Genomic DNA, 20165 nt, shown 5'->3' with positions numbered 1-20165 from the left:
ATTGGGGCTCAACCAATAAATGCAGATGTAGCTCATCAACGATAGAGGAACTAAAGATGAAAAAAGCAAGAGGTTTTAGCTTAATAGAACTGTTGATCGTATTGATCATTCTAGGGTTATTGGGTTCCTTAGTTGCACCTAAGTTATTCTCAAAAGTCGGTTCATCTAAAAAGAAAACGGCTGTAGCCCAGATGCAAATGTTTGAAACGGCGATCGATACGTATCGTTTGGATATGGGCACTGTACCATCTTCACTAGAAGAGTTAAGACGCAGCAATGCAGCTAATTGGGATGGTCCATATCTGCCAAAAGATATTCCACTAGACCCGTGGGGTAAACCGTATGTGTATACCGTGCCAGGCAGTGACAATCGCCCTTATGACATCCTGTCTTATGGCTTAGATGGTAAGCCCGGTGGTGAAGGCGAAAGTGAGGATGTAGTACATAAATGATGGATATTAAATCGCTACTGAGTGAGTCATTCAAAGTATCAAACTCGGACATTGATAAAGCTGCAACTTATCAACAAAGATATGGTGGACGTTTAGAGAATATCCTCATCAATATGGGGTGTTTAACGGAAGATGATTTACCTCCCTTATATCAAGTTCTGCTTGGTTATAAGACATTTGAGCCTGCACATTACCCCAACTGGCAGCCAAGTGACTCGGTAGCGTTTGAGTGTTACGAAAAGTTAAAAGAGCTTAACTGTGTCTTGTTATCTGCGGATAACGACAGTTGGGTCATTGCTTGTAAAGACCCTCTTGATACAGAGCTGTCGCAGTATTTGATGCGTCAAAATGTAGCGATTACTGTATTAGTTGCAACTGAGGCGCAATTACAAAGCTTCTTCTATGAAATTCAGAGTCAAACAGAAGCAAACTTCAGTGAAGATGAGCTCACCGGAGCTGAAGAAGCAAGACTGCGGGAACTCGCTTCAGAAGCGCCGACTGTTAATCTGTTGAACTCATTGATTACTAAAGCGTTATCTCGTGGCGCATCGGACATGCACCTTGAGCCATATAAAGGGCGTTTTAGGGTGCGATATCGAGTTGATGGTGTACTGCATGAGGTTGACTCATTAGCACCGAAAATGCAGTTACCTATTACCACTCGTCTTAAGATCTTATCGGGCATGGATATCGCTGAAAAACGTCGTCCACAGGATGGCAAGATAGAGATGCGTATTGCCAATCAAGAATTAGATATTCGTGTATCAGCATTGCCGTTGAATGAAGGTGAAAGCATTGTTTTACGTTTTCTGAGAAAAGACTCTATTCGATATGATATGTCTGTGCTTGGTTTGTCAGAGGATACTCAAGGGCTAATCAATCAAGACTTGAAAAAGACCACGGGTGTGATCTTACTGACCGGTCCTACAGGCTCAGGTAAAACCACTACGTTGTATACCTTTCTTAATGAGCTAAACACCGAAGACGTAAAAATTATTACGTTAGAAGATCCGGTAGAATACCAGCTTGAAGGTATTAACCAAGTACAAGTAAACCCTGAGATAGGGTTTGATTTTGCCGCAGGTCTTCGCTCTATCGTCCGACAAGACCCTGATATCATCATGGTCGGTGAGATCCGAGATAAAGAAACGGCACAAATTGCGCTTCAGTCAGCGCTAACTGGTCACTTAGTATTTAGTACAGTACATACTAACGATGCCGCGGGTGCTTATACTCGACTACTTGACTTAGGTGTTGAAGAGTTCTTATTAAACGCAGCCCTGGTATCAGTGGTTGCTCAGCGTTTGGCGCGTCGACTCTGTGCGCATTGTGCACAGCCTGCTGAAAATGCAGATGAACTAATCAATAAGTACCCTCTACAAGAAATAGCTGATATGGCGGGTATAAAAACCTTAAACTTAAAACAGCCCAAAGGCTGTGAACACTGTAATAATTCAGGTTTTAAAGGACGTATTGCAGTGAATGAATACCTCCGTTGTGATGATGATATAAAAGCAATTCCTAAAAATGACCAATTTATCGGAAAAGCCAAAGCGCATAACAAAAAACTACAAAGAAGAGACTTGCTTGAAGATGGTCTCTTTAAGGTGATCACGGGTGTTACCACGATAGATGAAGTCTTAAGGGTTGCAGGCTAATGGAGTTTGAGTACAAGGCAATAGACAGCAATGGTTCCCGCCATCAAGGAACCATTGAAGCCAACGACCAAGCACAAGCTCAGCAACGCCTCAATGCAGAGGGGCTTAGTCCGATAGAAATAAAGGCAATTGCTAAGTCATCCTCTTTTTCTGGGTTATTTACGCAAAAAGTGACGCTCGATCAACTGGAGTTTTTCACCAGTGAACTCTCCTTGTTGCTCGAAAGTGGGGTAAGGGTAGACAAAGGGATTGATATTATTCGTCAATCTAATTCCGATCCAGCACTTGGGCGGCTGCTAAATCAAATTGCCAGCTCGATAAAAAAAGGGGAATCGCTCAGCCAAGCGTTTGGCAAACATGAAGCTCTGTTTGGACCGCTATATATTAGCCTGCTAAAAATTGGTGAAACCTCTGGTAATTTACCCGAAGTGTTGCAACGTTTAGCGGCTGATCTTAAATTTCAAAAAGATCTCAAATCACAAGTTAGTACCGCGCTTACTTATCCAAGTGTGATTTTCTTTGTCTGTTTGATGGCTGTGTATTTTGTGCTGACATTTATTGTACCGAAAATGTCAGGGATTTTTACCGACTTGAGTCAAGCGCCGTGGTACACCCAAATGATCATCGGGGTAAGCCAATTTTTTATTGATAACCAGTTGTTTATTATTGGTGGTGCAATTACGAGTTTAGTCTTAGGTGGCTACGCTCTACAACAGCCAGAGGCAAGAAATTGGCTATATGTACAAGCCAGTAAAATCCCTGGTATCGGCGCTATTATTACTACCTCTGAAAGGATTAGATTTGCCCAATCTATGTCAATGATGTTAGAAGCCGGTCTGCAACTAGACACTACACTTGCGCTAACAGCTGAAACATTAAAACACCCAGATTTTAAACGTGACGCAAAACAAGCGCTAAAACAACTAAAGTCAGGTAAACAGTTGGGGGGTGTACTGAGTAAAACACGGATATTTCCTGACTTCTTTCTATCCATCATCAAAGTGGGTGAAGAGACAGGGCAACTACCCAAAGTATTTAATGAAGTTGCAAATCGCTCACGTACAGACCTAGAGCAAGTGATCAGTAAATTTACCACAATGCTAGAGCCGCTCATGTTGCTATTTATGGGTGGCTTTGTTGGCGGTATTGTTATCACGATGCTGTTAAGTATGGTGTCTATTAATGATGTTCCACTCTAAATCCAGTCAAGGCTTTTCACTCATTGAGTTAATGATAGTCCTTGCCATTATGGGAGTGGCGATGAGCTTAACGGGTGGGCTTGTCATCCAAGCATTCGAGAAAAATAAAAGACAGGTTGAATTGGAGCGAGTAAAGCAAGCTTTTAAAGTATATGGCTACCGGTCATTTTACTCTGGCTATGACACCAAATTGGAGTTGGTAGGCAATACCGCGGTTATTTCATCAGAAGCAGATGAAGAGCCAGAAGTTATAGAGTTCGAGTCATTGACTTTTGTCGCGGAGCAATTTCATATTGGTCAAAAATTAACCATACAACCTGCAACATTTGGTGTATTTATCAATGAGCAGCCTAGATTTTATGACGTTCCTAGTGTGTTAGAACATGGTCAATAAGTCCTCTGGTTTTACTCTTATTGAAGTACTTATTGCGGCGGTGATTTTGTTTTCGTCAATCGCCATCGTTGCTGAGCTATTTTCAGCAAGCAACTTAAGCGCGGATAAAATAGTAGATTCAAACCGAACGCATCAAGCAATTTATAGCGGCATCCCTATGGTCAAAGAAGCACTACGCACTAAGGTTTATAAAGCAGCGAAGCCTGAATATGTAACAGGTGTAGTCGAGAGCTTTTCAATGCCAATAGTTTGGCGGGCCAACGTTGTTGAGCGGTTTGCTCCTCCAAGAGATATTGAAGATACATTTGAGCAACCGAAGCGTTATACATTGTACCAAGTTGAGATGAGTACAAATAATCAGCCTGATCGGGTTTTCTCATTTAATATGGTGGTATGGGAGTGATGCGTCAGCGAGGCTTTTCACTGATTGAGTTAATGATAGCAACTACGCTGTTGTCTTTAGTTATGTTCGCAGGTTACTACAGCTACAGTTTATATAATGGTGCATGGAACAAGCGTGTTGAGTATTTTTGGAAGTATGCAAAAGAAGACGTTGTTCAGGTAAAACTGGTAGAGCTATTTCAAGGGATGGCGCCTTATCTGATAAAAAAAGAACGTGGTAATGAAGCATTCATTGCATTTTCAGGCACGTCACAAACGATGACATTTATCTCTCAAGGGGGCTTTTTCGCGCATGGCTATGTCGTAGCCAAATTAGAAGTTGTGACTGCGCAGCAAAGCGGCAAAACAAGGCTACAATATAGCGAGGCCAAAATAGGCGCCCAACCTCTGCTACATTGGGAGGTAAAGCAGTTGGAGTTTACAGAGCCTTATATTATTTTTGATGACTTGGTATCTGCCAAGTTCAGCTACTACGGTTGGCAGGACTATGCGAGTGCATTTCGTAAAGATGGTGACGAGTTATTAATCACAGACACCAGTAAATATCAACACTGGTTCGATAATTATCTCGCCAAAGAGAAGCGGCTGAGTCCACTCAAAATTAGGTTGCAACTGCAAGCGACTCAAACATCAAGAGAGTCTGACATTATTTTGCCTTTGTACAGTGCACCAGAGCTTGTGGTTTCCAGTGGATCGGGAGCTAACTTTTAATGAGTAACAAGCAGCGTGGGATTGCACTAGTACAAGTGCTAATTATCTCTGGGGTGCTAATGTTGTTGGGTATTTTTATTCAGCAAACCTTGAGGCAGCAGGCACAAGTAGTTGCTATTGGCAATGATAAGGTAATGTTAAGACTAGCACTTGAAGATGCACAGGCGCAGGTTGTGACGGCACTCCTATCACACAACCGCTATCAAGAACCTAACGCGCAAAACATGGTTGTTAAAAGTTGGAACTTTTATGGCCAACCTTTCATAGTGGGTGATGTGACTGTCAAACTTCAAGATATATCAGGGTTACTGAATATCAATACTGGCAGCCGCATTATGCTGACTCGGTATTTTGAAAAGCACCTTGATGAGCCAAGCCTCACTGACCACTTAGTAGATAGTATCGCAGATTGGAAAGACGCAGATAATTTAAAACATCTCAATGGGGCTGAAAAAGCGGACTATAAAAATGGTATTACTCCTAGAAATGACTACTTGCAGAGCATTGACGAGCTAAAGACAATTATGGAGCACTTAAAGCTAGGCTTTAATCACGCTCAAAGCGTTCAGTCACTTAGTTTTGCAAGAATTTCAGGGTTTAATCCGCTCAATGCACCTGTTGATGTATTAGAAACATTGTTGCAGAATGATGATCAAATACAACAGGTGATACAAGCTCGCGACCAAGGTCAGCTAACAGGCCTTCGTTTTTATCAGATTACGGGAATAGACTACGACGAATACGTTACTTTTGGCACTTCGCAGCATATTAGGTTAGAATTGTCGGCTACAAAAAATGGGGTCAGAGTAACTAAAAAGCTGAGTCTAAAGGTCAATCCCAGAGCGCTAGAAAAGTCACTCACAATTTCTAATATAGTGTGGTATTAAACTTGGAAATTATTAATAAAATACAACAAGCTGCTTCAAGTTACTTAACTGGAAAACTCAGTTATTTTGATGGTACTCACTATGCAGTAAAGGCATCAGGGTTTAGCGAAACTAAGCAACCTGGTGCAATCTGTATTGTGGCGCGTAACCACTGCGTGGAGACCAAAAAAAGCTACAGCTCTATTAGTCGCAAAGAATTACAAGCCATTCTAACTCTAGAAAAGAAAAACGCAGCTCAGCCCACTTGTTATCGCGTAATAGAGAACGCGAAGCAAGACGCATTTGAAGTGCACAAAACGGTATTCTCAGTTTCGGCCGAAACATTAAAAAATGCGTGGTTACTGATACCGGAGAGCTTTTTGCTCGGAACGTTATATCCAAAACAACTACTAAGTGTAGAAACGCCAAGTGGTACACTTTATAGTTATATGTCAGGTTCATTACATTGCTTGTACCAAGCTGGTTTAATTCGCTCTATTGAGGCTTTTAAACACAGTGTTGGACTGCCTGATGATGTTAACGATCAAACGCTTACTTTATCTGATTATGCAAAAGCGATAGGGCAAATAGGAGTAAATAAATCATTACTTGAGCTACTTCGAGCCTCTGCCGTTTGCACCCAAGGCAAGGTGAATGCAAATAAGCTACACGCATTGTATATTGCTCCTTTAGTTACCCTTACTCTTTTACTTGGTGGCGCTGTTGGCATGCAGTTGTATCAGCTCAATAAAAATGAAGCAGTAGCTTTGGCTGCGAGCGATGAAATTAAAACGATTTTGGCAACCTCAAACAACATCACACAGATGAGTGCGGTGATAGCTGAAGTGAACGAGCAGATCCTAAGTAAACCTCTGGCCTATCACCATTGGCAGTTGTTAGCACTATTGGTAGAAGAGGAAGTTAAATTTAACTTCCTCCGCTATGAAAACAATGCAGTTGTTGTTGATGGCGAAGTAAAAAATTCAGGTAAAATGCTGGCAAAACTCAACCAGCATCCGCTAGTACAAAGTGCCCAATTTACTGGAGCGGTGAGTAAAAGTGGTGATACAGACAAGTTTAATCTAAACATCACTTTGAATTAAGCGAACGCTAAAATGAAAGAACTCATTAAGTATAAACATTATTTAATTTTTATCGTGGTGATTTTGGGAGCTACGTATATTACCGATCCGTTATGGTTGCTTTACCAAGAACAAAAAGAAACCTTGGCCTTATCAAAAAAACGCACAGAAAAAGCCCTGGCACTGGTTGCCAACCGCGATGAATTAGAGGCTAAGTTTAGCCAGTTGAATCAAGAAAGTTCTAAAGCTAATGCACTGCTTTTTAGCCAAGTTAGCGAGGGGGAGTACAAGCTTGCGGTACAAAATACGTTGGAAGAAATTTTGTCAAACGCTGGCTGTACACTCAATGTTGTAGACTGGGAAGAGGCTGCACAGGTATCAGCATATGTACAAAGTAAAAGCATAAAAGTAGATTTTAGCGGCAGTCCTTTATGTTTAGCAAAAACAGTGAGACTAATTGAGTCAAATACCCCAGCGCTACGCATAGAGCGATATGCGTATGGTGCAAGAGGGTGGTATGGAAAGTTTTCAGAGCGCTTAGAAGCAGAATTAACAGTAAAGTCATGGCGTAAGGTACAAGGCAAATGAATAAAGTGATAATCACACTGTGTTTAGCCGTGGTGCTATGGTTTGCCTCTCAGCAGTGGTTGACAGAAGCCGGTGACGGGCTTTCACATCAAACACCAGACACCACAACATCACTTCACGCTTTTTCTAGGCTTGAAGTTGGTGTGCTGGAACAAACATGGCAGCAAGCACTCGCTGCACAAAAAAAGCAACAAGAATTAGCAGCACAAGAACAGGCTAAGCCAACAGCGAAGCAAAATAAAAATTTAATTAGTATCGGAAACCACTCATTTGAGTTGATTGGGGTGTTTAAGCAACAAGCTGAAAGCTTTGTGCTACTGAAGCCAGAATCAGGCGCGTTAATCAAATCTGGTGTCAACCAAGTGGTGATCGATGAAATTAAAGTGACGAGTATTTCTGCAAACAGTGTAGTGCTTAGTAGTGCAGATCAAAGCAAAGAATTTAAACTTTTTAAGTGGCATAAAAATGAACAAGTTAATTAGAGTCGCCCCGATTGCGTCAGTGCTACTGGCACTATCTGGCTGTCAAAGTGTGGTTGCGCCAAATAGCCCAACATCTGCAAAGCAAGTCAATGTTCAGCGCTCATACTTAGAAGAAGAGGCCGCAGGCGCTACGTCGAAAACGCCTGTAAACACTGAAAATGCCACTCAAGAAGGCGGTTTTGAGTACTTGAATCGCTTGGCTGATCGCAAACAAAATCTAAAACTCGAAATTGATCTATCAGCCCAGTTTAATGGAACGGATAAATATCAAGTCTCAGTGGATGCGTTACCACTGAATGACTTTATTCATTATGTGCTTGGTGAGTTACTAGATGTTTCTTACCTGATAGAGCCGAGTGTAAAAGCAAAAACCACGCCGGTAACGCTAGAGCTAAAAACCGAAGTGGGCGCAAAGCGATTATTTCAACTTATTCAAGAGGTGTTAGCACAAAATAATATTGATATTGTGTTAAACGATGGGGTGTTCTACGTTTACCCGTTTGAAAAGTCAGGAAGTAAATCAGAAAGAGCCTTTGGCTTTGGTCGTACCGCTGCCTCTGTACCAAATGTGTCGAGTGATATTATCCAGCTGGTACCGATAAAATATGGAGTATCAACTGGGCTTAGGAATTCAGTTGCAGGTTTGGTTGATGCGCAAATTGCGATTGACCCCGCGCAAGGGATGATGACGGTGATTGGTAAGCGTGAACAGATTATACGTGCGCTAGAGCTACTTGCGCTCATCGACAGCCCAGCACTGAGTAACAAAGCGATTGCGCTGATGAGCTTTACCTACATTGACTCGCAAACCTTTATAGAGAAAGTCAGCGAAATTTTGGAAAATGAAGGGGTGCCCGTAAACAGTGGGGCAAGAAGCTCAGCCAGTATCCAATTTGTTCCGATAGAACATTTAGGTAAAGTGGTGGTGTTTGCTACCGCTGATGAAATTATTGACCGTGTTGAATATTGGGCTAAACAGCTTGATAAACCGGCCACAGGCTCTGAGCAAAGCTTTTACATCTATCACCCTAAATATGCACGGGCAAGTGATTTAGGGCAAAGCCTAGCACCTTTGCTCGGTGGTAATAATTTTGCAACAAACAGCGGTAATAATGCCCGCTCTGAAACACGTGCAAGTACCAGTGGTAATACCTCAAGCTCTGCTACACAAAGTAATCGAACACGTAGCAGTGCCGAGAGTGGTAGTTTTGCCGTAGAGAGCGATGGCATTAAAATGGTGGTTGACCAGCGCGCCAACGCATTGATTTTTTACTCTACAGGGCAATACTATCAGGAGCTTCAGCCAATTTTAAAGCAGCTGGACATCATGCCAAAACAGGTGATGATGGAAGTGGTTATTGCTGAGGTTAAGTTGACGGGCGGATTTTCTAAAGGGGTGCAATATGCCCTGAAAAGTGGCGACTCAACGACTACCACAGAGGAGTTTAAATTTAGCTCAAAAGATGGCTTTAACTACTCTATTGTAGGCATGCCTGGCAGCATTAAAGTTAACCTCAATCAGTCGAACGGTTTGGTTAACGTGCTATCACGACCAACCCTTTTAGTAAGAGATGGTGTGGCAGCGAATATTAGTGTAGGTGATGATATACCTACAAAAGGCAGCACCACCATTGACCCTTTGGGCAATACTGACCGTGAAACAACAACCATTCAGTATCGCAAAACTGGGGTTAAGTTAAATGTAACACCGACTATTAATGCCCAAGGCACGGTCATTATGACCATAGAGCAAAGTATTTCATCGGTTAATAAAGAAGCTGCCGGTATTTTAGAAACGCCCGCTATTTTTGAGCGCAGCCTAAGTACTGAGGTTGTGGCCGGTGATGGTCAAACTGTATTATTAGGTGGGTTAATTAGCCAAAATAACTCCAAAGGGGCAACGTCTATTCCTTTGTTAGGGTCACTTCCTGTGCTGGGTCACCTATTTAGAAGTGATGAAAGCAGCACAGATAAAACCGAGCTTGTGGTACTGGTAACCCCAAAAATCATCAATAATCGTGATGACTGGCGAAAAGTTGAACAAAGTTTTAAAAAAGGTTTAGAAAATTTGGTATTTTAGCTTGATTATCCAACAAATTATGGTTAATTTAAGCTAGTTTCTTTGACCCTAAAGGAAAAGCTCGTGGGTAAAAGAAAATTACAATTTCATTTGGTGCTAAATCGCGGTAAATATGAAAAGAATAGTCACTGCATTAGTACCAAAAACTGTGATATTTAATAGGGTAAAACTTGACATCTAGACAAGTTATACTTAGATTGACACCATTCGATGGAAGTCGATTAAAAATATAAAAAGTTCTTGGCTTATTGACCCTTCCTAATCAATAAGCCTGTTTCATGAAACTAGGAGAATGGAAATAATGAAACTATTCAAAAAAGCGCTTGTAGCTACGGCTATTTTTGGTGCTATCGGCGCTCAGGCTGCTGACGTATCTGACGCTACTCAATTCACTTCATCAGAAGGTTTTTCAGTAGGTAACCTTGCTACACTAACAAGCCAAGATCCTGGCGTTCGTGTTATCGTACGTGAAAAGCTTGAAGCTGGTGACAGAATCAAGCTACAATTCGGTGCTGGTCTTGATTTCGAACCTACTGGTGGTTTCGCGGGTGTTAACCTTTATAACAGCAATACTGGTACTCCTCTTCCTACAACTGGTGTACCTGCACGTATTTTAGGTATTAATACTGGTTCTGGTACTTACGAACTAGAAGAAGTTACTTCTCTACGTGACGTTAAAAACGGCGTTGTCGTTCTTGAAGTTAAAACAGGTTTCACTATCGAAAAAGACGAGTCTTTCGAAGTCATTCCTGACGTACTTCTTTTTGATTCAAAAGCTACTACAGCTAACGCGACTGTAACTTATAGCGCTACTAAGTGGCAAGACGGAACTCCTAAAGATACTACTGGCGACAACACAGGTTCATTCCTTAAGTTTGGAACTCAGTATTCAGCTAAAGTTTCTACTTTGCTAGACGGCGTAATCGAGCGTGAAGATCAACTATCGTTCATCTCTGGTAACGTTACTGGTGACGACAACGCTGATACTCTTAAAGTAGGTATCACTGATAATGCAAGCTACATCGCTGCTGCTACTGGTGCAAACGTTTCTGCTGATTTCGTAATCACAGGTGATTTCTCTGACCTAGTAGTTGGTGATTTTGCTGTTACTGCTGACGCAGGTGCTGATTTCGTTAACGCTGATCTTGCAGTAGCTCTAGCAGGTGACAAGAAGTCTGCAACAGTAACTGTTGTAGATACAGCTGCGCAAGACGACGGCATCGCTGGTACATTCACTCTTAGAATTGACAATGCTACTCGTACGGGTGCAGGCACTCCAATTACTATCAAGGCAACTTCTTTCACTATCAAAGGTGATGTAGACTTTGACGGTGCTGGTACTATCGCTGACACAAATGTACTTGCAGCTAACACAAACGCTGGTCAATGGGTACTTGATGCAACTATCATCAATGTTCCTTACTTCCCAGTAGGTTTTGAAGGCGTTAACTCTCAAGTTAACTTTGCTAACGAAAGCGGTGCAGCTGTTGATGTAAACGTAACTGCTATCGACGGTGCAGGTGTTCAGTACTCAGGCTCACTAGCTGACCTTGCTAAGTACAGCACAACTAAAGTAAGCCAAGTTACTCTTATGGCTGCACTTAAAGACAGCAAAGGTAACACAGTACCTGCTGGTTCTAAGCTAAGCGTTACTTTCAACATCGATGCTGATGACGGTAAAGTAAATGCGTACGCGTTCAGCGAGAAAGTTGGTCTAGGTCGTCAGTCTCTAGTAACTTCTCAGCAAAAAGGCATCAAATAATAATTTAATTATTTAATGCAAAAAAACCCAGCTTAGGCTGGGTTTTTTATGCCTGTCGTTTCCATAGTCGTGTAAAGCCATCTTTTCCTCTTTTCAACATCCCCCTTGCCTATTACAATCAAGTCCTTATCGAGTTTATTATTTTAAGGAGCCTTTAATGCGTAGATTAAAAACGGCCATTGCGTGCTTGCTGTGTTTTTCGCCTGTTGCTTGGGCAAATTTATGTGCATTACCTGAGGCGTTAACCAGCCAAGCTGGTAAAAAGCAAACCATCCCTTTTGCTAAAGACAAGCGTATGTATATTGAGCAGTGGCTCACCACAAAAACGATTAGTCCGCACTCTGCTGTGCTTGCCACCAATATTACTTGTCAAAAAATGGAGGGAGTAAAATACACGGGCTCAAAAGAAGAGTGGTATGGTCTTATGAATGCCATTGCCAAAGGGTTTGTACAACAAAATGCTAAAGATATCGAGCTGACATTAGTGGGAGAAGACGATGCGGTTTATCAAGGGAAACAAGCTCACCAAGAGTACACCTTGACCGCAGATGTGAGCGGTAATAAACAGTTTATTCGCAATATCACTTGGTTAGACTTTGACGCCAACACGGCATTGACGGTCTCTGTGAGTGGTAACGAAATCATTGCTCCACAAATTGTAGAGCAGTATAAGCACCTGATCCACACCATTAATCGTTAATACTATTCTTGTGATAGCTGCAGTGGTTATCTTCAGAGCTGAGCTTGGCGATAACCACAACAGATAACAAAAAGAGCGGAGATTACTTGGCTGTACAAGCGTCGTTAACTTACTTTAACCAGTGTAGCCAAATAAGTTCTAGTACTACGATAAAACACCATAAAGCCAATACTTGCCATGCCATAGGCCACCACACTCGAAATGGCTGCACCAACACCACCATATTGTGGTATCAATACCGCATTTAGTACTATATTCACAATGGCTCCTATTAGGTGGCTATGCAAACTTAACTTGTGGTTATTAGATAAAATGAGCCATCGGCTCATAAAAGCTCGGCTAAAAATAAATAAACAACCAAAGATATGTATTTGCAAAATCAAAATACTGCTGTGATAAGCCTCTCCAAACAGTAGTAAAACGACAGGCTCGGCAAGCCAAAGAGTGAGTGCGATGACGATGATTGCTGCGATGCTGGAATATAAGTAGCTGTGCCTTTGTAGTTGCCAGTAAAGTTTTGGTTGAGCGCGATATAAGCTTACTAATTTTGGCATAAATACATTAGCAACCAGCATTGGTAACACATACCAAAACTCGGATAACTTAGCCGCTGCGGCGTAATGCGCTACCGCTTGGGTATCTACTAAACTGGCTAGCATAATTTGGTCAATTTTTAAGTAGAGCACCGCTGCAAGGCTTGAAAGCAGCAGCCATTTTCCGCGCTGAAGCAATAACCGTGCCCCACGTTGTAGTCTAGGTGCGGTGTTGAGTCTCTCTTGTTTAGCAGGGGGCTGTCGTTTAAGTAACAGTAAATAAGCCAGCGCCAGCAAAATATATTCAAGGCCTGTGAGTATTATCCAAAGTGCGATTGGCAGCTCAAGTATAATTGCCACCAGTAGTGCAATTTTACACGCCACTTTGATGACTACCCTTGGGACAAGTGTAGCAGTGATGGATTGCTTAGCGATAAAGAAAAACTCAATAACGGTCGCTGCATTGCCTACTTGTAGCGCCACGAGTAAAGCAACTAAATAAGCATCTGTCGGGGTTAGAGTGAGCCACCCCAATACATAGGCGATAGGAATAATAAGCACTGCAAATATAAACCGCACCAGCAGTGAAGCATTTAAGTAGAAAGCGCTGTTATGAGGGTATAGAGTAAAATATTTGCTACTTATATTGTTTAGCCCCATTTGGGTAAACACAAGAAACAGCGAACCGAATGCTACAATGGTTGAAAATCGCCCAAATAGCTCTGTACCCGCATATCTGGCCATAAGCAGTGCGCTTGCAAAGCTAAAAAACAGTACAACAAAGCGCTCAATGATTAATAGTGCGCTATTTATAAAGAGCTTTCGTCTCACCCAAAGCGCTCTCTAGCTACGTCTATGTTCTTAAGCTCTTGTTCACAGAGCTTAGCAAGGTGTGTTTTTATTTCTTTGGAGCTAAAATATTCTTGCAGTGTATCTACTACTTTTTGGGTTTCATGGCTTATTTGAGACTCAGTCGCATTGTGTACTTTAATGTCAAGTGGACGATTAAATTGTTGGGTGAACTTGTCACTAAACGCGTTAAGGTTATCTAAAAAGCCAACTAGGCCAAAGCAAGCGAGGTTTTCAATAAATCTAGTATGCTGCGCCTTTGCCTCATCAGGTGTGGCAGGGTAGCGGCCACAAATAAAAGCACTTTGGGTATTGGCCATTTGCCATCCTCTGGTACTAAAAAGTATGGTATTTGCTTCGGCAATTAAGTCATCGTTACTAAAATTATTGGGAGGCATCACAGGTAAATTGTTTGTGAGCTTGTTAAAGATATAATTTGATTTAAGCCGAGCAATTGGATCTCTCAACATCGTAATAAAGTGTACGTCGCTATAGGTGCTTAAGATATCGTGATTCACTCCCCAGTGACCACTAACATAATGTCGTTCAAGAGATAAAAAGTATCGTAACAGGCCTTGTAGCTGGATGAGGTGGTGCTCGCTAAAGCGGCACTGGCTATCAAGAGAGTCGAGGGCTTGTCCAAAGTTGGTCATACTTGCTGCTATACTGGTGTCTCGGCACAACCTAGCATCTTCTGGGGTTGCAAGTGCTTTACGAAGCGCGTTGTCTATAGCGCTGCCACCACATTTACCAATATGAATATACGCGGCACGCTTTGCAACTGGGGTGTTGGTAATAGGGGTTACAGTAATGTGATAGCCAAGTTGGCTGGCTAAGCTTTTGACGAGCTGTTTCAGCATAGTGGATTAGCAAATTTAGATTTTTCAATATTCTAGCATTTAAGACGTCGCACAGAAACAAAACGACATGGTACAGTGGCTGTTATCTTGCGATTAGCTTGTGCTATTGTATAAAATTTGAGAGTTTAAGCGGAAGTGACTCTGAAAAGCGCTTGATATATAATGCGCCTCTGGTCGAATCTTTCGGCTATTAATGAATAATTCTCACATAGGTCAATTTTAAGTGGTATTAAGTAACATTATCATTTTTTTTGCAGCTTTTCTTAGCTTGTTCATATTTAGAAAACTGGCAAAAATAATCAATCTCGTCGATACCCCCAACGAGCGGAAAAACCATAAAGGGCGGATCCCTTTAGTTGGTGGTGTAGCAATATTTGTGATTGTGTGTTGTTACTTATGGCTATCAGGCAATGGCATGACCAATGTTGGGGTATATCTTATTTGCGCTGTAAGCTTGCTAGTGATTGGCGTGATTGATGACCTAATTGATGTGTCATTTAAATTGAGGCTTGTAGTGCAGGCCGGTGTGGCATTTGCCATGATTTTCTTTGCTGATTTAATGCTCTCACAAGTTGGTACTTTGCTGGGGCCATTTGAACTCAATATTGGTATGTTTGGCATAGTAGCTACGGTCATTGCTGTGGTTGGTGCTATCAATGCATTTAACATGGTAGATGGCATTGACGGGCTGCTAGGTGGTCTCGCTACCGTTTCTTTTAGTTCGATGGCGGTGCTATTTTACTTAGCTGGGCTCACTGAGCTGTTTGCTTTTACTATCGCTATTGTTGTTGCCACTTTACCCTATATTTTGATGAATTTAGGGATCCCTTTAGGTCGACGGTTTAAAGTATTTATGGGCGATGCTGGTAGCACCGTTATCGGGTTTACTGTTGTGTGGTTATTGCTCGAAGGCTCTCAAGGTAGCGTGGTTGCGATAGACCCTGTTACGGCACTATGGATTGCGGCTATTCCAATTATGGATGCGGTTTCTACAATTATGAGGCGTATCAAAAAAGGCCAATCACCTTTTAAACCCGACCGTGAGCATCTACATCATATTCTACAAAGACTAGGTGTGGGCCCTAAAATGACTTTATTAGTCATCTGCTCAATCGCGAGTCTTTTTGCGCTAGTCGGTATCTTTGGGCAGCTTTACGACGTTCCAGATTACGTGATGTTTTATGGGTTTATTTTTTGCCAGCTAGTTTACAATCAAATTATGGTAAACATCTGGAAAATTACCGTACTGGTGCGGAAGTTTTTTGGTATCTCTAAAAAGCAAGAGGCAAACGAAAGTGAAGAGCGCGTAGGCTAATGCGCTTATCTATTTGCTTTTTATAAAAAACGATATTGTGATGCTGAATAAACTTATCCGACAAGCTGGTGTATTGCTCAGCGGTAACTTGTTTGCTTCTGTACTTAATTTTTTATCTGTCGCTATTTCTTTAAAAGCGCTTGGCGTTGAGTCTTTTGGTCAGGTGACCTTATTGCAAGCGTATATTCTTGTGATTAGCTTGTGTTTCAACCCACAAGCTTGGCAAGGGCTGATCCGGTATTTCAGCCTTGAAACAGACCAAGCAGGGCTGCTTACTTCAACATTAAAATATGACTTAATATGCGCAGTGCTTGGCACTGTGCTAGCTATTCTAATCGCCCCACTTTACACCGAAAGCTTTAAGCTCAGTGAATATACTGAGCTTTTACAGTGGTGTGCTCTTTATATCTTGATTAATCAAACCAGTGTTGCTATTGGTATTTTACGCTATCAGGAGCGCTATAAAGCCCTTGCATTACAAAATGTGATAAGTGCTGTACTATTTTTTGTTTGTGTACTTGTGGGCTTTTGGTTGGCGTTAGGTGTTGACTACTATGTTGCTAGTTACCTGCTAACGCTTGGGCTTGGTGTTGTATTTATTCAATGGCTATGTTTGCCTTATACACTTTCGTTGTTTAAAGCGCGTAAAGACAACAATGTTATGCTTTCAAATGCCCGTAAAAAAGAGTTTAACAAGTTTAATTTTACAGTGCATATGACAGCACTTGCCGACATACCGGTCAAGCAACTAGATAATATCCTAGTTGGTGCGGTGGTATCTGTGAGTGCAGCAGGTGCGTATCGAGTGATCAAACAAATTGCCACTATTTCAACAAAGGTAACAGCTCCGCTTAATCAAGTTTTATACCCCGAAGTTAATACACTGCTAGCAAGCAAAGAGTACAGCAAGGTTAAGGGCGCGATGCTAAAAATTATTACCTTGTTGTTGATTCCTTCATTAGTCGTAGTGGTGCTGGCAAGTGTTTCTACAGAATACTGGATCCCGGTGATGTTCTCTGAGGAGTTATTAGCGTATAAATGGCACATCATCACATTTTTGCTTATTCACGCTATTGCCACCGCATTTACCCCCGTACACCCAATATTTTTGGCATTAGGTTATGTGAAACGCTTATTTATAATTACGCTATTTTCCAATTTGGTATTGTGTGCAGGTATTCTTCTGCTAGGGCCGCAAATTGGACTGTGGGGCATCGTAATCGCAATATTTATACAATATGTATTGACCATTATATGCAAATTACCGCTCATTTTAACCAGACTTGCACGAGAAATGGATGAAAGTACTACATTACATACCTAGCTTTTCTGTTACGACAGAGACTTTTATTTATGATCAAGTCGTTGCACTAGAACGCAGTGGGGTTGAGTCTGCGGTACTGACAGCCAAGCGCTTGAATGTACACAGCCGACCTTTTGATAAGGTATATACCGCACCTATCAAGTCTATTATTAATCCACGTATTACACAGGCCTTTGCTTTACGTTTGCAGTTACTTCCCTTTATGATTGACTATAAAACATGGGCACGTGTGATAGAAGAATTTAAACCTGATGTGATCCATTGTCATACGGGTAATGCTGTGAAGACATGGATGCATGTTAATGACAAACTGGGTTTTAATATTCCCACTTTGGCATCCTTACATGGTTCAGATGTTAACAGTGAACCCTTGATCCGTCCTAAGTATCGCGCAGTGCTGGAAGAGGCGGGTAAAAAGCCTTTTATCAAATGGACTGTGCCATCTGCATTTTTAAAGCAAAAATGTATGCTTAACTTAGGCACGCCAGAGAATAAGATAAGCGTAGTACACAACGCATTTAATCCTATATTTTTGGCGGAGCAGCAAAAAAAAGCGCTTGATGAGTTAAGGATTATTTCTGTTGGGCGCTTTATTGGCTGTAAAGGGCATACTTTTTTAATTGATGCCTTTTCTTTATTACTAAATCGCTACCCTAATGCAATGCTTACGCTTGTGGGGGGCGGTGAGCTTGAAAGCCAGTTAAAAGCCCAGGCAGAAGCGCTCAATATCGACCAAAAAATTACATTTATAGAGCAAGTTCAGCACGCTCAGCTACCAAAATTACTGGGCTCACATAATGTATATGTGCAGCCCTCAATTAGAGATGAAATTACGTTTCAAGAGGAGTCATTTGGTGTTGCTGCGCTAGAGGCGATGGCAGTGGGGTTGGCTACCGTGGTGTCTGACTGTGGTGGGCTTACCGAGCTTGCAACACTTACAGACACCGATGCCGTTGCTGTGGTACCACAAAAAGACGCCAGCGCGATAGCAACAGCGGTTGGGCAATTATTTGACCGTCAAGCTTGTCTTTCTCCTTTTGAGCGTGACAAAGTTGGTGCGCTATTTTCATCTCAGACGAATACATCAGCTATCTTAACGCTGTTTAACCAACTTGTATCAGAAAAGTAGCATCACTCGTGTTAGAAAAGCTGAATTAATTCGTCAGCCAGCAAGAATGGCTCTTTTCTATAGGTGTTAGGCTGGTAGTTAGGAGCTTGTTCGATCAGTTGTGCAATATGCCTGGTATTATGGCAAACCAAAGCAAAGTTATGCTCGGTAATATACTGTGCCAAGTCTGACTGATGTTTATCAACTCTTTCTACATTGGGTACTACGATACATTTTTTCCCCATCTCCAGCAGCTCAAATACCGTACCTGCACCTGCGTGGGTAATAATAAGATCTGCATTAGCTAAGCATTCCGAAAAACGCTCGGCAAAGCTAAAATATTCGCCATTAACTGGGGTATAGCTACCACTACCTATTTGAAATGTTGCGTGACAGTGTGGATATGATTTCACTGTATTATCAACGTCTTTTATTAGGCTATCGAACGAAGAAGAGCCAACGGTTACTAAAATATTCATAGTCTGCCGCAGTATCTTGCATTTTTGTATAGACGGAGCTGCTCTTTATTCTGTACCCAAAATTCATTACTCAGCTTAGACATTAATTTTCCGGTGAAAGAGCGGGTATAGAAGCGGCAAAAGGTTTCAATAAATACAACTTTTTTACCTTGTAGCCGAAGTAGTAAAGAAGGCAGTATAGCTATGCCTGGCCCTGTCGAAATGATCCCGCTTACGCGATATTGACGACAGACTTTTAAGGTCGTAACTATCGCTTTCATCGCTCCATACATGGCCATGCCGATAGATTTAATACGGTTTTGTTTGTGGCGTACATCACCGAGGGTATAATGTTCTACACCTTGGTGAAGAGCAGAAGGGCCCAAAGAGATAAAAGTTAGGTTGGAGTCAATAAGGTGTTGGAAAAGTAGACTCATTTCTTTTTTATGCCCACCTTCACCATAGGCAAGGATGACAACCTTTTGTTTCGACATAGTTACTGCTTTTTACTTAATTTTGTAGTGATCCCAAAATACTTACGTATTTTTACGGTGATCCGCCAAATGCGGCTCATCACATAGAAGTATACGAGATTTGCAGCAATAAAGCTCCAAAACATCACATAATCTGGAATATCCAGTGACTCAGCGATGACCCCAACTGCGGCAAATAGTAAGGCAATGCTACAGATTGTCAGTAGCGCTTGCCTAGATGAAAGCCCTAAACGCATCATGATATGGTGAAGGTGCTCCCTGTCAGGCATAAAGGGAGATTGCCCCTTCTTGATCCGTCTCATTATAGTAGAGAGCGCATCCATGATAGGGATTGCCGCTATCCATAATCCGGTTACAGCACTAAATGAACGCTGCTCACCTTGAGAGCCTTCAATTAACATCCAGACTACAGAAAAGCCTATAACTGTGCTGCCTGCATCACCCATAAAAACTTTAAAGCGTTGGCCAAATGGCACACCAACGTTCATCAATATATAAGGAATAGTTGCTATTACAACAACAAAGCAAAATGACAATAGCTGGGTATGCCCAGACATAAAAAACAGTACAGACATTGCGCCGAATGTCACTGTTGCCATGCCTCCTAATAAACCATCAATACCATCTACCATGTTAAAAGCGTTGATTGCACCAATTACAGCGATAAAAGTCAGTAAATAGCCAAGATACGGGATGTTGAGCTCAATAGGAGCGATAAGCTGCCCAAGATCAATTAAGATTAGCTCTGCACTTAACATCATCACAAGAGACATTATGGCTTGTATGAGTAACCTGAGTTTGAAACTTAAGTCTTTTAAGTCATCCCACACACCAATTAGCAATAAAAA

General features: G+C 41.8%; 21 protein-coding genes. 16 read left to right on the top strand and 5 right to left on the bottom strand.

Features of this window, described 5'->3' with window-relative positions; all coding sequences use genetic code 11:
• Positions 1 to 56: 56 nt before the first annotated feature.
• From gspG to D9603_RS09215, 13 genes are all read left to right on the top strand, one after another.
• Positions 57 to 452, top strand: coding sequence for a type II secretion system major pseudopilin GspG (gene gspG, locus D9603_RS09275; RefSeq protein WP_128731087.1), 396 nt, complete (start codon positions 57 to 59; stop codon positions 450 to 452).
• Complete coding sequence (locus tag D9603_RS09270) at positions 452 to 2110, top strand: GspE/PulE family protein (RefSeq protein WP_194086962.1); 1659 nt, start codon at positions 452 to 454, stop codon at positions 2108 to 2110. Before gspG ends, D9603_RS09270 begins: the two co-directional genes overlap by 1 nt.
• The gene (locus D9603_RS09265) at positions 2110 to 3309 is read left to right on the top strand and encodes a type II secretion system F family protein (RefSeq protein ID WP_128731085.1); all 1200 of its coding nucleotides are present in this window, start codon (positions 2110 to 2112) and stop codon (positions 3307 to 3309) included. The genes D9603_RS09270 and D9603_RS09265 overlap by 1 nt, the downstream gene beginning before the upstream one ends.
• The gene (locus tag D9603_RS09260) at positions 3293 to 3703 is read left to right on the top strand and encodes a type II secretion system protein (protein ID WP_128731084.1); all 411 of its coding nucleotides are present in this window, start codon (positions 3293 to 3295) and stop codon (positions 3701 to 3703) included. The genes D9603_RS09265 and D9603_RS09260 overlap by 17 nt, the downstream gene beginning before the upstream one ends.
• Positions 3693 to 4106 (top strand): prepilin-type N-terminal cleavage/methylation domain-containing protein, encoded by a 414-nt coding sequence (locus tag D9603_RS09255; RefSeq protein ID WP_128731083.1) that lies wholly within the window; start codon positions 3693 to 3695, stop codon positions 4104 to 4106. The genes D9603_RS09260 and D9603_RS09255 overlap by 11 nt, the downstream gene beginning before the upstream one ends.
• Positions 4103 to 4816, top strand: coding sequence for a prepilin-type N-terminal cleavage/methylation domain-containing protein (locus D9603_RS09250; RefSeq protein WP_161972733.1), 714 nt, complete (start codon positions 4103 to 4105; stop codon positions 4814 to 4816). The genes D9603_RS09255 and D9603_RS09250 overlap by 4 nt, the downstream gene beginning before the upstream one ends.
• Complete coding sequence (locus tag D9603_RS09245) at positions 4816 to 5703, top strand: type II secretion system protein GspK (protein WP_128731081.1); 888 nt, start codon at positions 4816 to 4818, stop codon at positions 5701 to 5703. Before D9603_RS09250 ends, D9603_RS09245 begins: the two co-directional genes overlap by 1 nt.
• A 2-nt stretch (positions 5704 to 5705) precedes the next feature.
• Entirely contained in the window at positions 5706 to 6785 is a 1080-nt protein-coding gene (locus D9603_RS09240; RefSeq protein ID WP_128731080.1) for a hypothetical protein, read from the top strand.
• Between the two features lie 12 nt (positions 6786 to 6797).
• Positions 6798 to 7352 (top strand): hypothetical protein, encoded by a 555-nt coding sequence (locus tag D9603_RS09235; RefSeq protein WP_128731079.1) that lies wholly within the window; start codon positions 6798 to 6800, stop codon positions 7350 to 7352.
• Positions 7349 to 7834 (top strand): hypothetical protein, encoded by a 486-nt coding sequence (locus tag D9603_RS09230; RefSeq protein WP_128731078.1) that lies wholly within the window; start codon positions 7349 to 7351, stop codon positions 7832 to 7834. The genes D9603_RS09235 and D9603_RS09230 overlap by 4 nt, the downstream gene beginning before the upstream one ends.
• A complete protein-coding gene (locus D9603_RS09225; RefSeq protein WP_128731077.1) occupies positions 7818 to 9914 on the top strand; it encodes a secretin N-terminal domain-containing protein in 2097 nt (698 codons plus the stop codon). The genes D9603_RS09230 and D9603_RS09225 overlap by 17 nt, the downstream gene beginning before the upstream one ends.
• Before the next feature lie 301 nt (positions 9915 to 10215).
• A complete protein-coding gene (locus tag D9603_RS09220) occupies positions 10216 to 11676 on the top strand; it encodes a hypothetical protein (protein WP_128731076.1) in 1461 nt (486 codons plus the stop codon).
• Between the two features lie 157 nt (positions 11677 to 11833).
• Positions 11834 to 12376, top strand: coding sequence for a hypothetical protein (locus tag D9603_RS09215; RefSeq protein WP_128731075.1), 543 nt, complete (start codon positions 11834 to 11836; stop codon positions 12374 to 12376).
• A 104-nt stretch (positions 12377 to 12480) separates the two neighbouring features.
• Here D9603_RS09215 and D9603_RS09210 read toward each other — a convergent pair whose 3' ends face one another.
• Both D9603_RS09210 and D9603_RS09205 read right to left on the bottom strand, forming a co-directional pair.
• Positions 12481 to 13740 (bottom strand): flippase, encoded by a 1260-nt coding sequence (locus D9603_RS09210; RefSeq protein WP_128731074.1) that lies wholly within the window; start codon positions 13738 to 13740, stop codon positions 12481 to 12483.
• A complete protein-coding gene (locus tag D9603_RS09205; protein ID WP_128731073.1) occupies positions 13737 to 14618 on the bottom strand; it encodes a hypothetical protein in 882 nt (293 codons plus the stop codon). The genes D9603_RS09210 and D9603_RS09205 overlap by 4 nt, the downstream gene beginning before the upstream one ends.
• A 223-nt stretch (positions 14619 to 14841) precedes the next feature.
• On the opposite strand from D9603_RS09205, the gene wecA (D9603_RS09200) reads away from it, so the two are divergent.
• The 3 genes from wecA (D9603_RS09200) to D9603_RS09190 are packed head-to-tail and all read left to right on the top strand — an operon-like array spanning position 14842 to position 18386.
• The gene (gene wecA, locus D9603_RS09200; protein ID WP_128731072.1) at positions 14842 to 15933 is read left to right on the top strand and encodes a UDP-N-acetylglucosamine--undecaprenyl-phosphate N-acetylglucosaminephosphotransferase; all 1092 of its coding nucleotides are present in this window, start codon (positions 14842 to 14844) and stop codon (positions 15931 to 15933) included.
• 40 nt (positions 15934 to 15973) lie between these two features.
• Positions 15974 to 17257, top strand: coding sequence for an oligosaccharide flippase family protein (locus D9603_RS09195; RefSeq protein WP_128731071.1), 1284 nt, complete (start codon positions 15974 to 15976; stop codon positions 17255 to 17257).
• Positions 17232 to 18386, top strand: a complete 1155-nt coding sequence (locus D9603_RS09190; RefSeq protein ID WP_128731070.1) for a glycosyltransferase — start codon at positions 17232 to 17234, stop codon at positions 18384 to 18386. Before D9603_RS09195 ends, D9603_RS09190 begins: the two co-directional genes overlap by 26 nt.
• Positions 18387 to 18397: 11 nt before the next feature.
• Here D9603_RS09190 and pssE read toward each other — a convergent pair whose 3' ends face one another.
• The 3 genes from pssE to wecA (D9603_RS09175) form a co-directional block, all read right to left on the bottom strand.
• A complete protein-coding gene (gene pssE / locus D9603_RS09185; protein ID WP_128731069.1) occupies positions 18398 to 18844 on the bottom strand; it encodes a PssE/Cps14G family polysaccharide biosynthesis glycosyltransferase in 447 nt (148 codons plus the stop codon).
• Positions 18841 to 19317: a PssD/Cps14F family polysaccharide biosynthesis glycosyltransferase gene (gene pssD / locus D9603_RS09180; protein WP_128731068.1), complete on the bottom strand. Its 477-nt coding sequence runs from the start codon at positions 19315 to 19317 to the stop codon at positions 18841 to 18843. The genes pssE and pssD overlap by 4 nt, the downstream gene beginning before the upstream one ends.
• A gap of 2 nt (positions 19318 to 19319) precedes the next feature.
• The coding region (wecA, locus tag D9603_RS09175; RefSeq protein WP_128731067.1) for a UDP-N-acetylglucosamine--undecaprenyl-phosphate N-acetylglucosaminephosphotransferase at positions 19320 to 20165 on the bottom strand (846 nt) is incomplete at its 5' end.

The sequence above is a fragment of the Pseudoalteromonas sp. PS5 genome, assembly GCF_004103255.1.
In the GTDB taxonomy this organism is placed as follows: Bacteria; Pseudomonadota; Gammaproteobacteria; order Enterobacterales; family Alteromonadaceae; genus Pseudoalteromonas; species Pseudoalteromonas peptidolytica.
The sequence above is the reverse complement of the archived record's forward strand: the minus strand, read 5'-3'. Positions and strand labels throughout refer to the sequence as shown.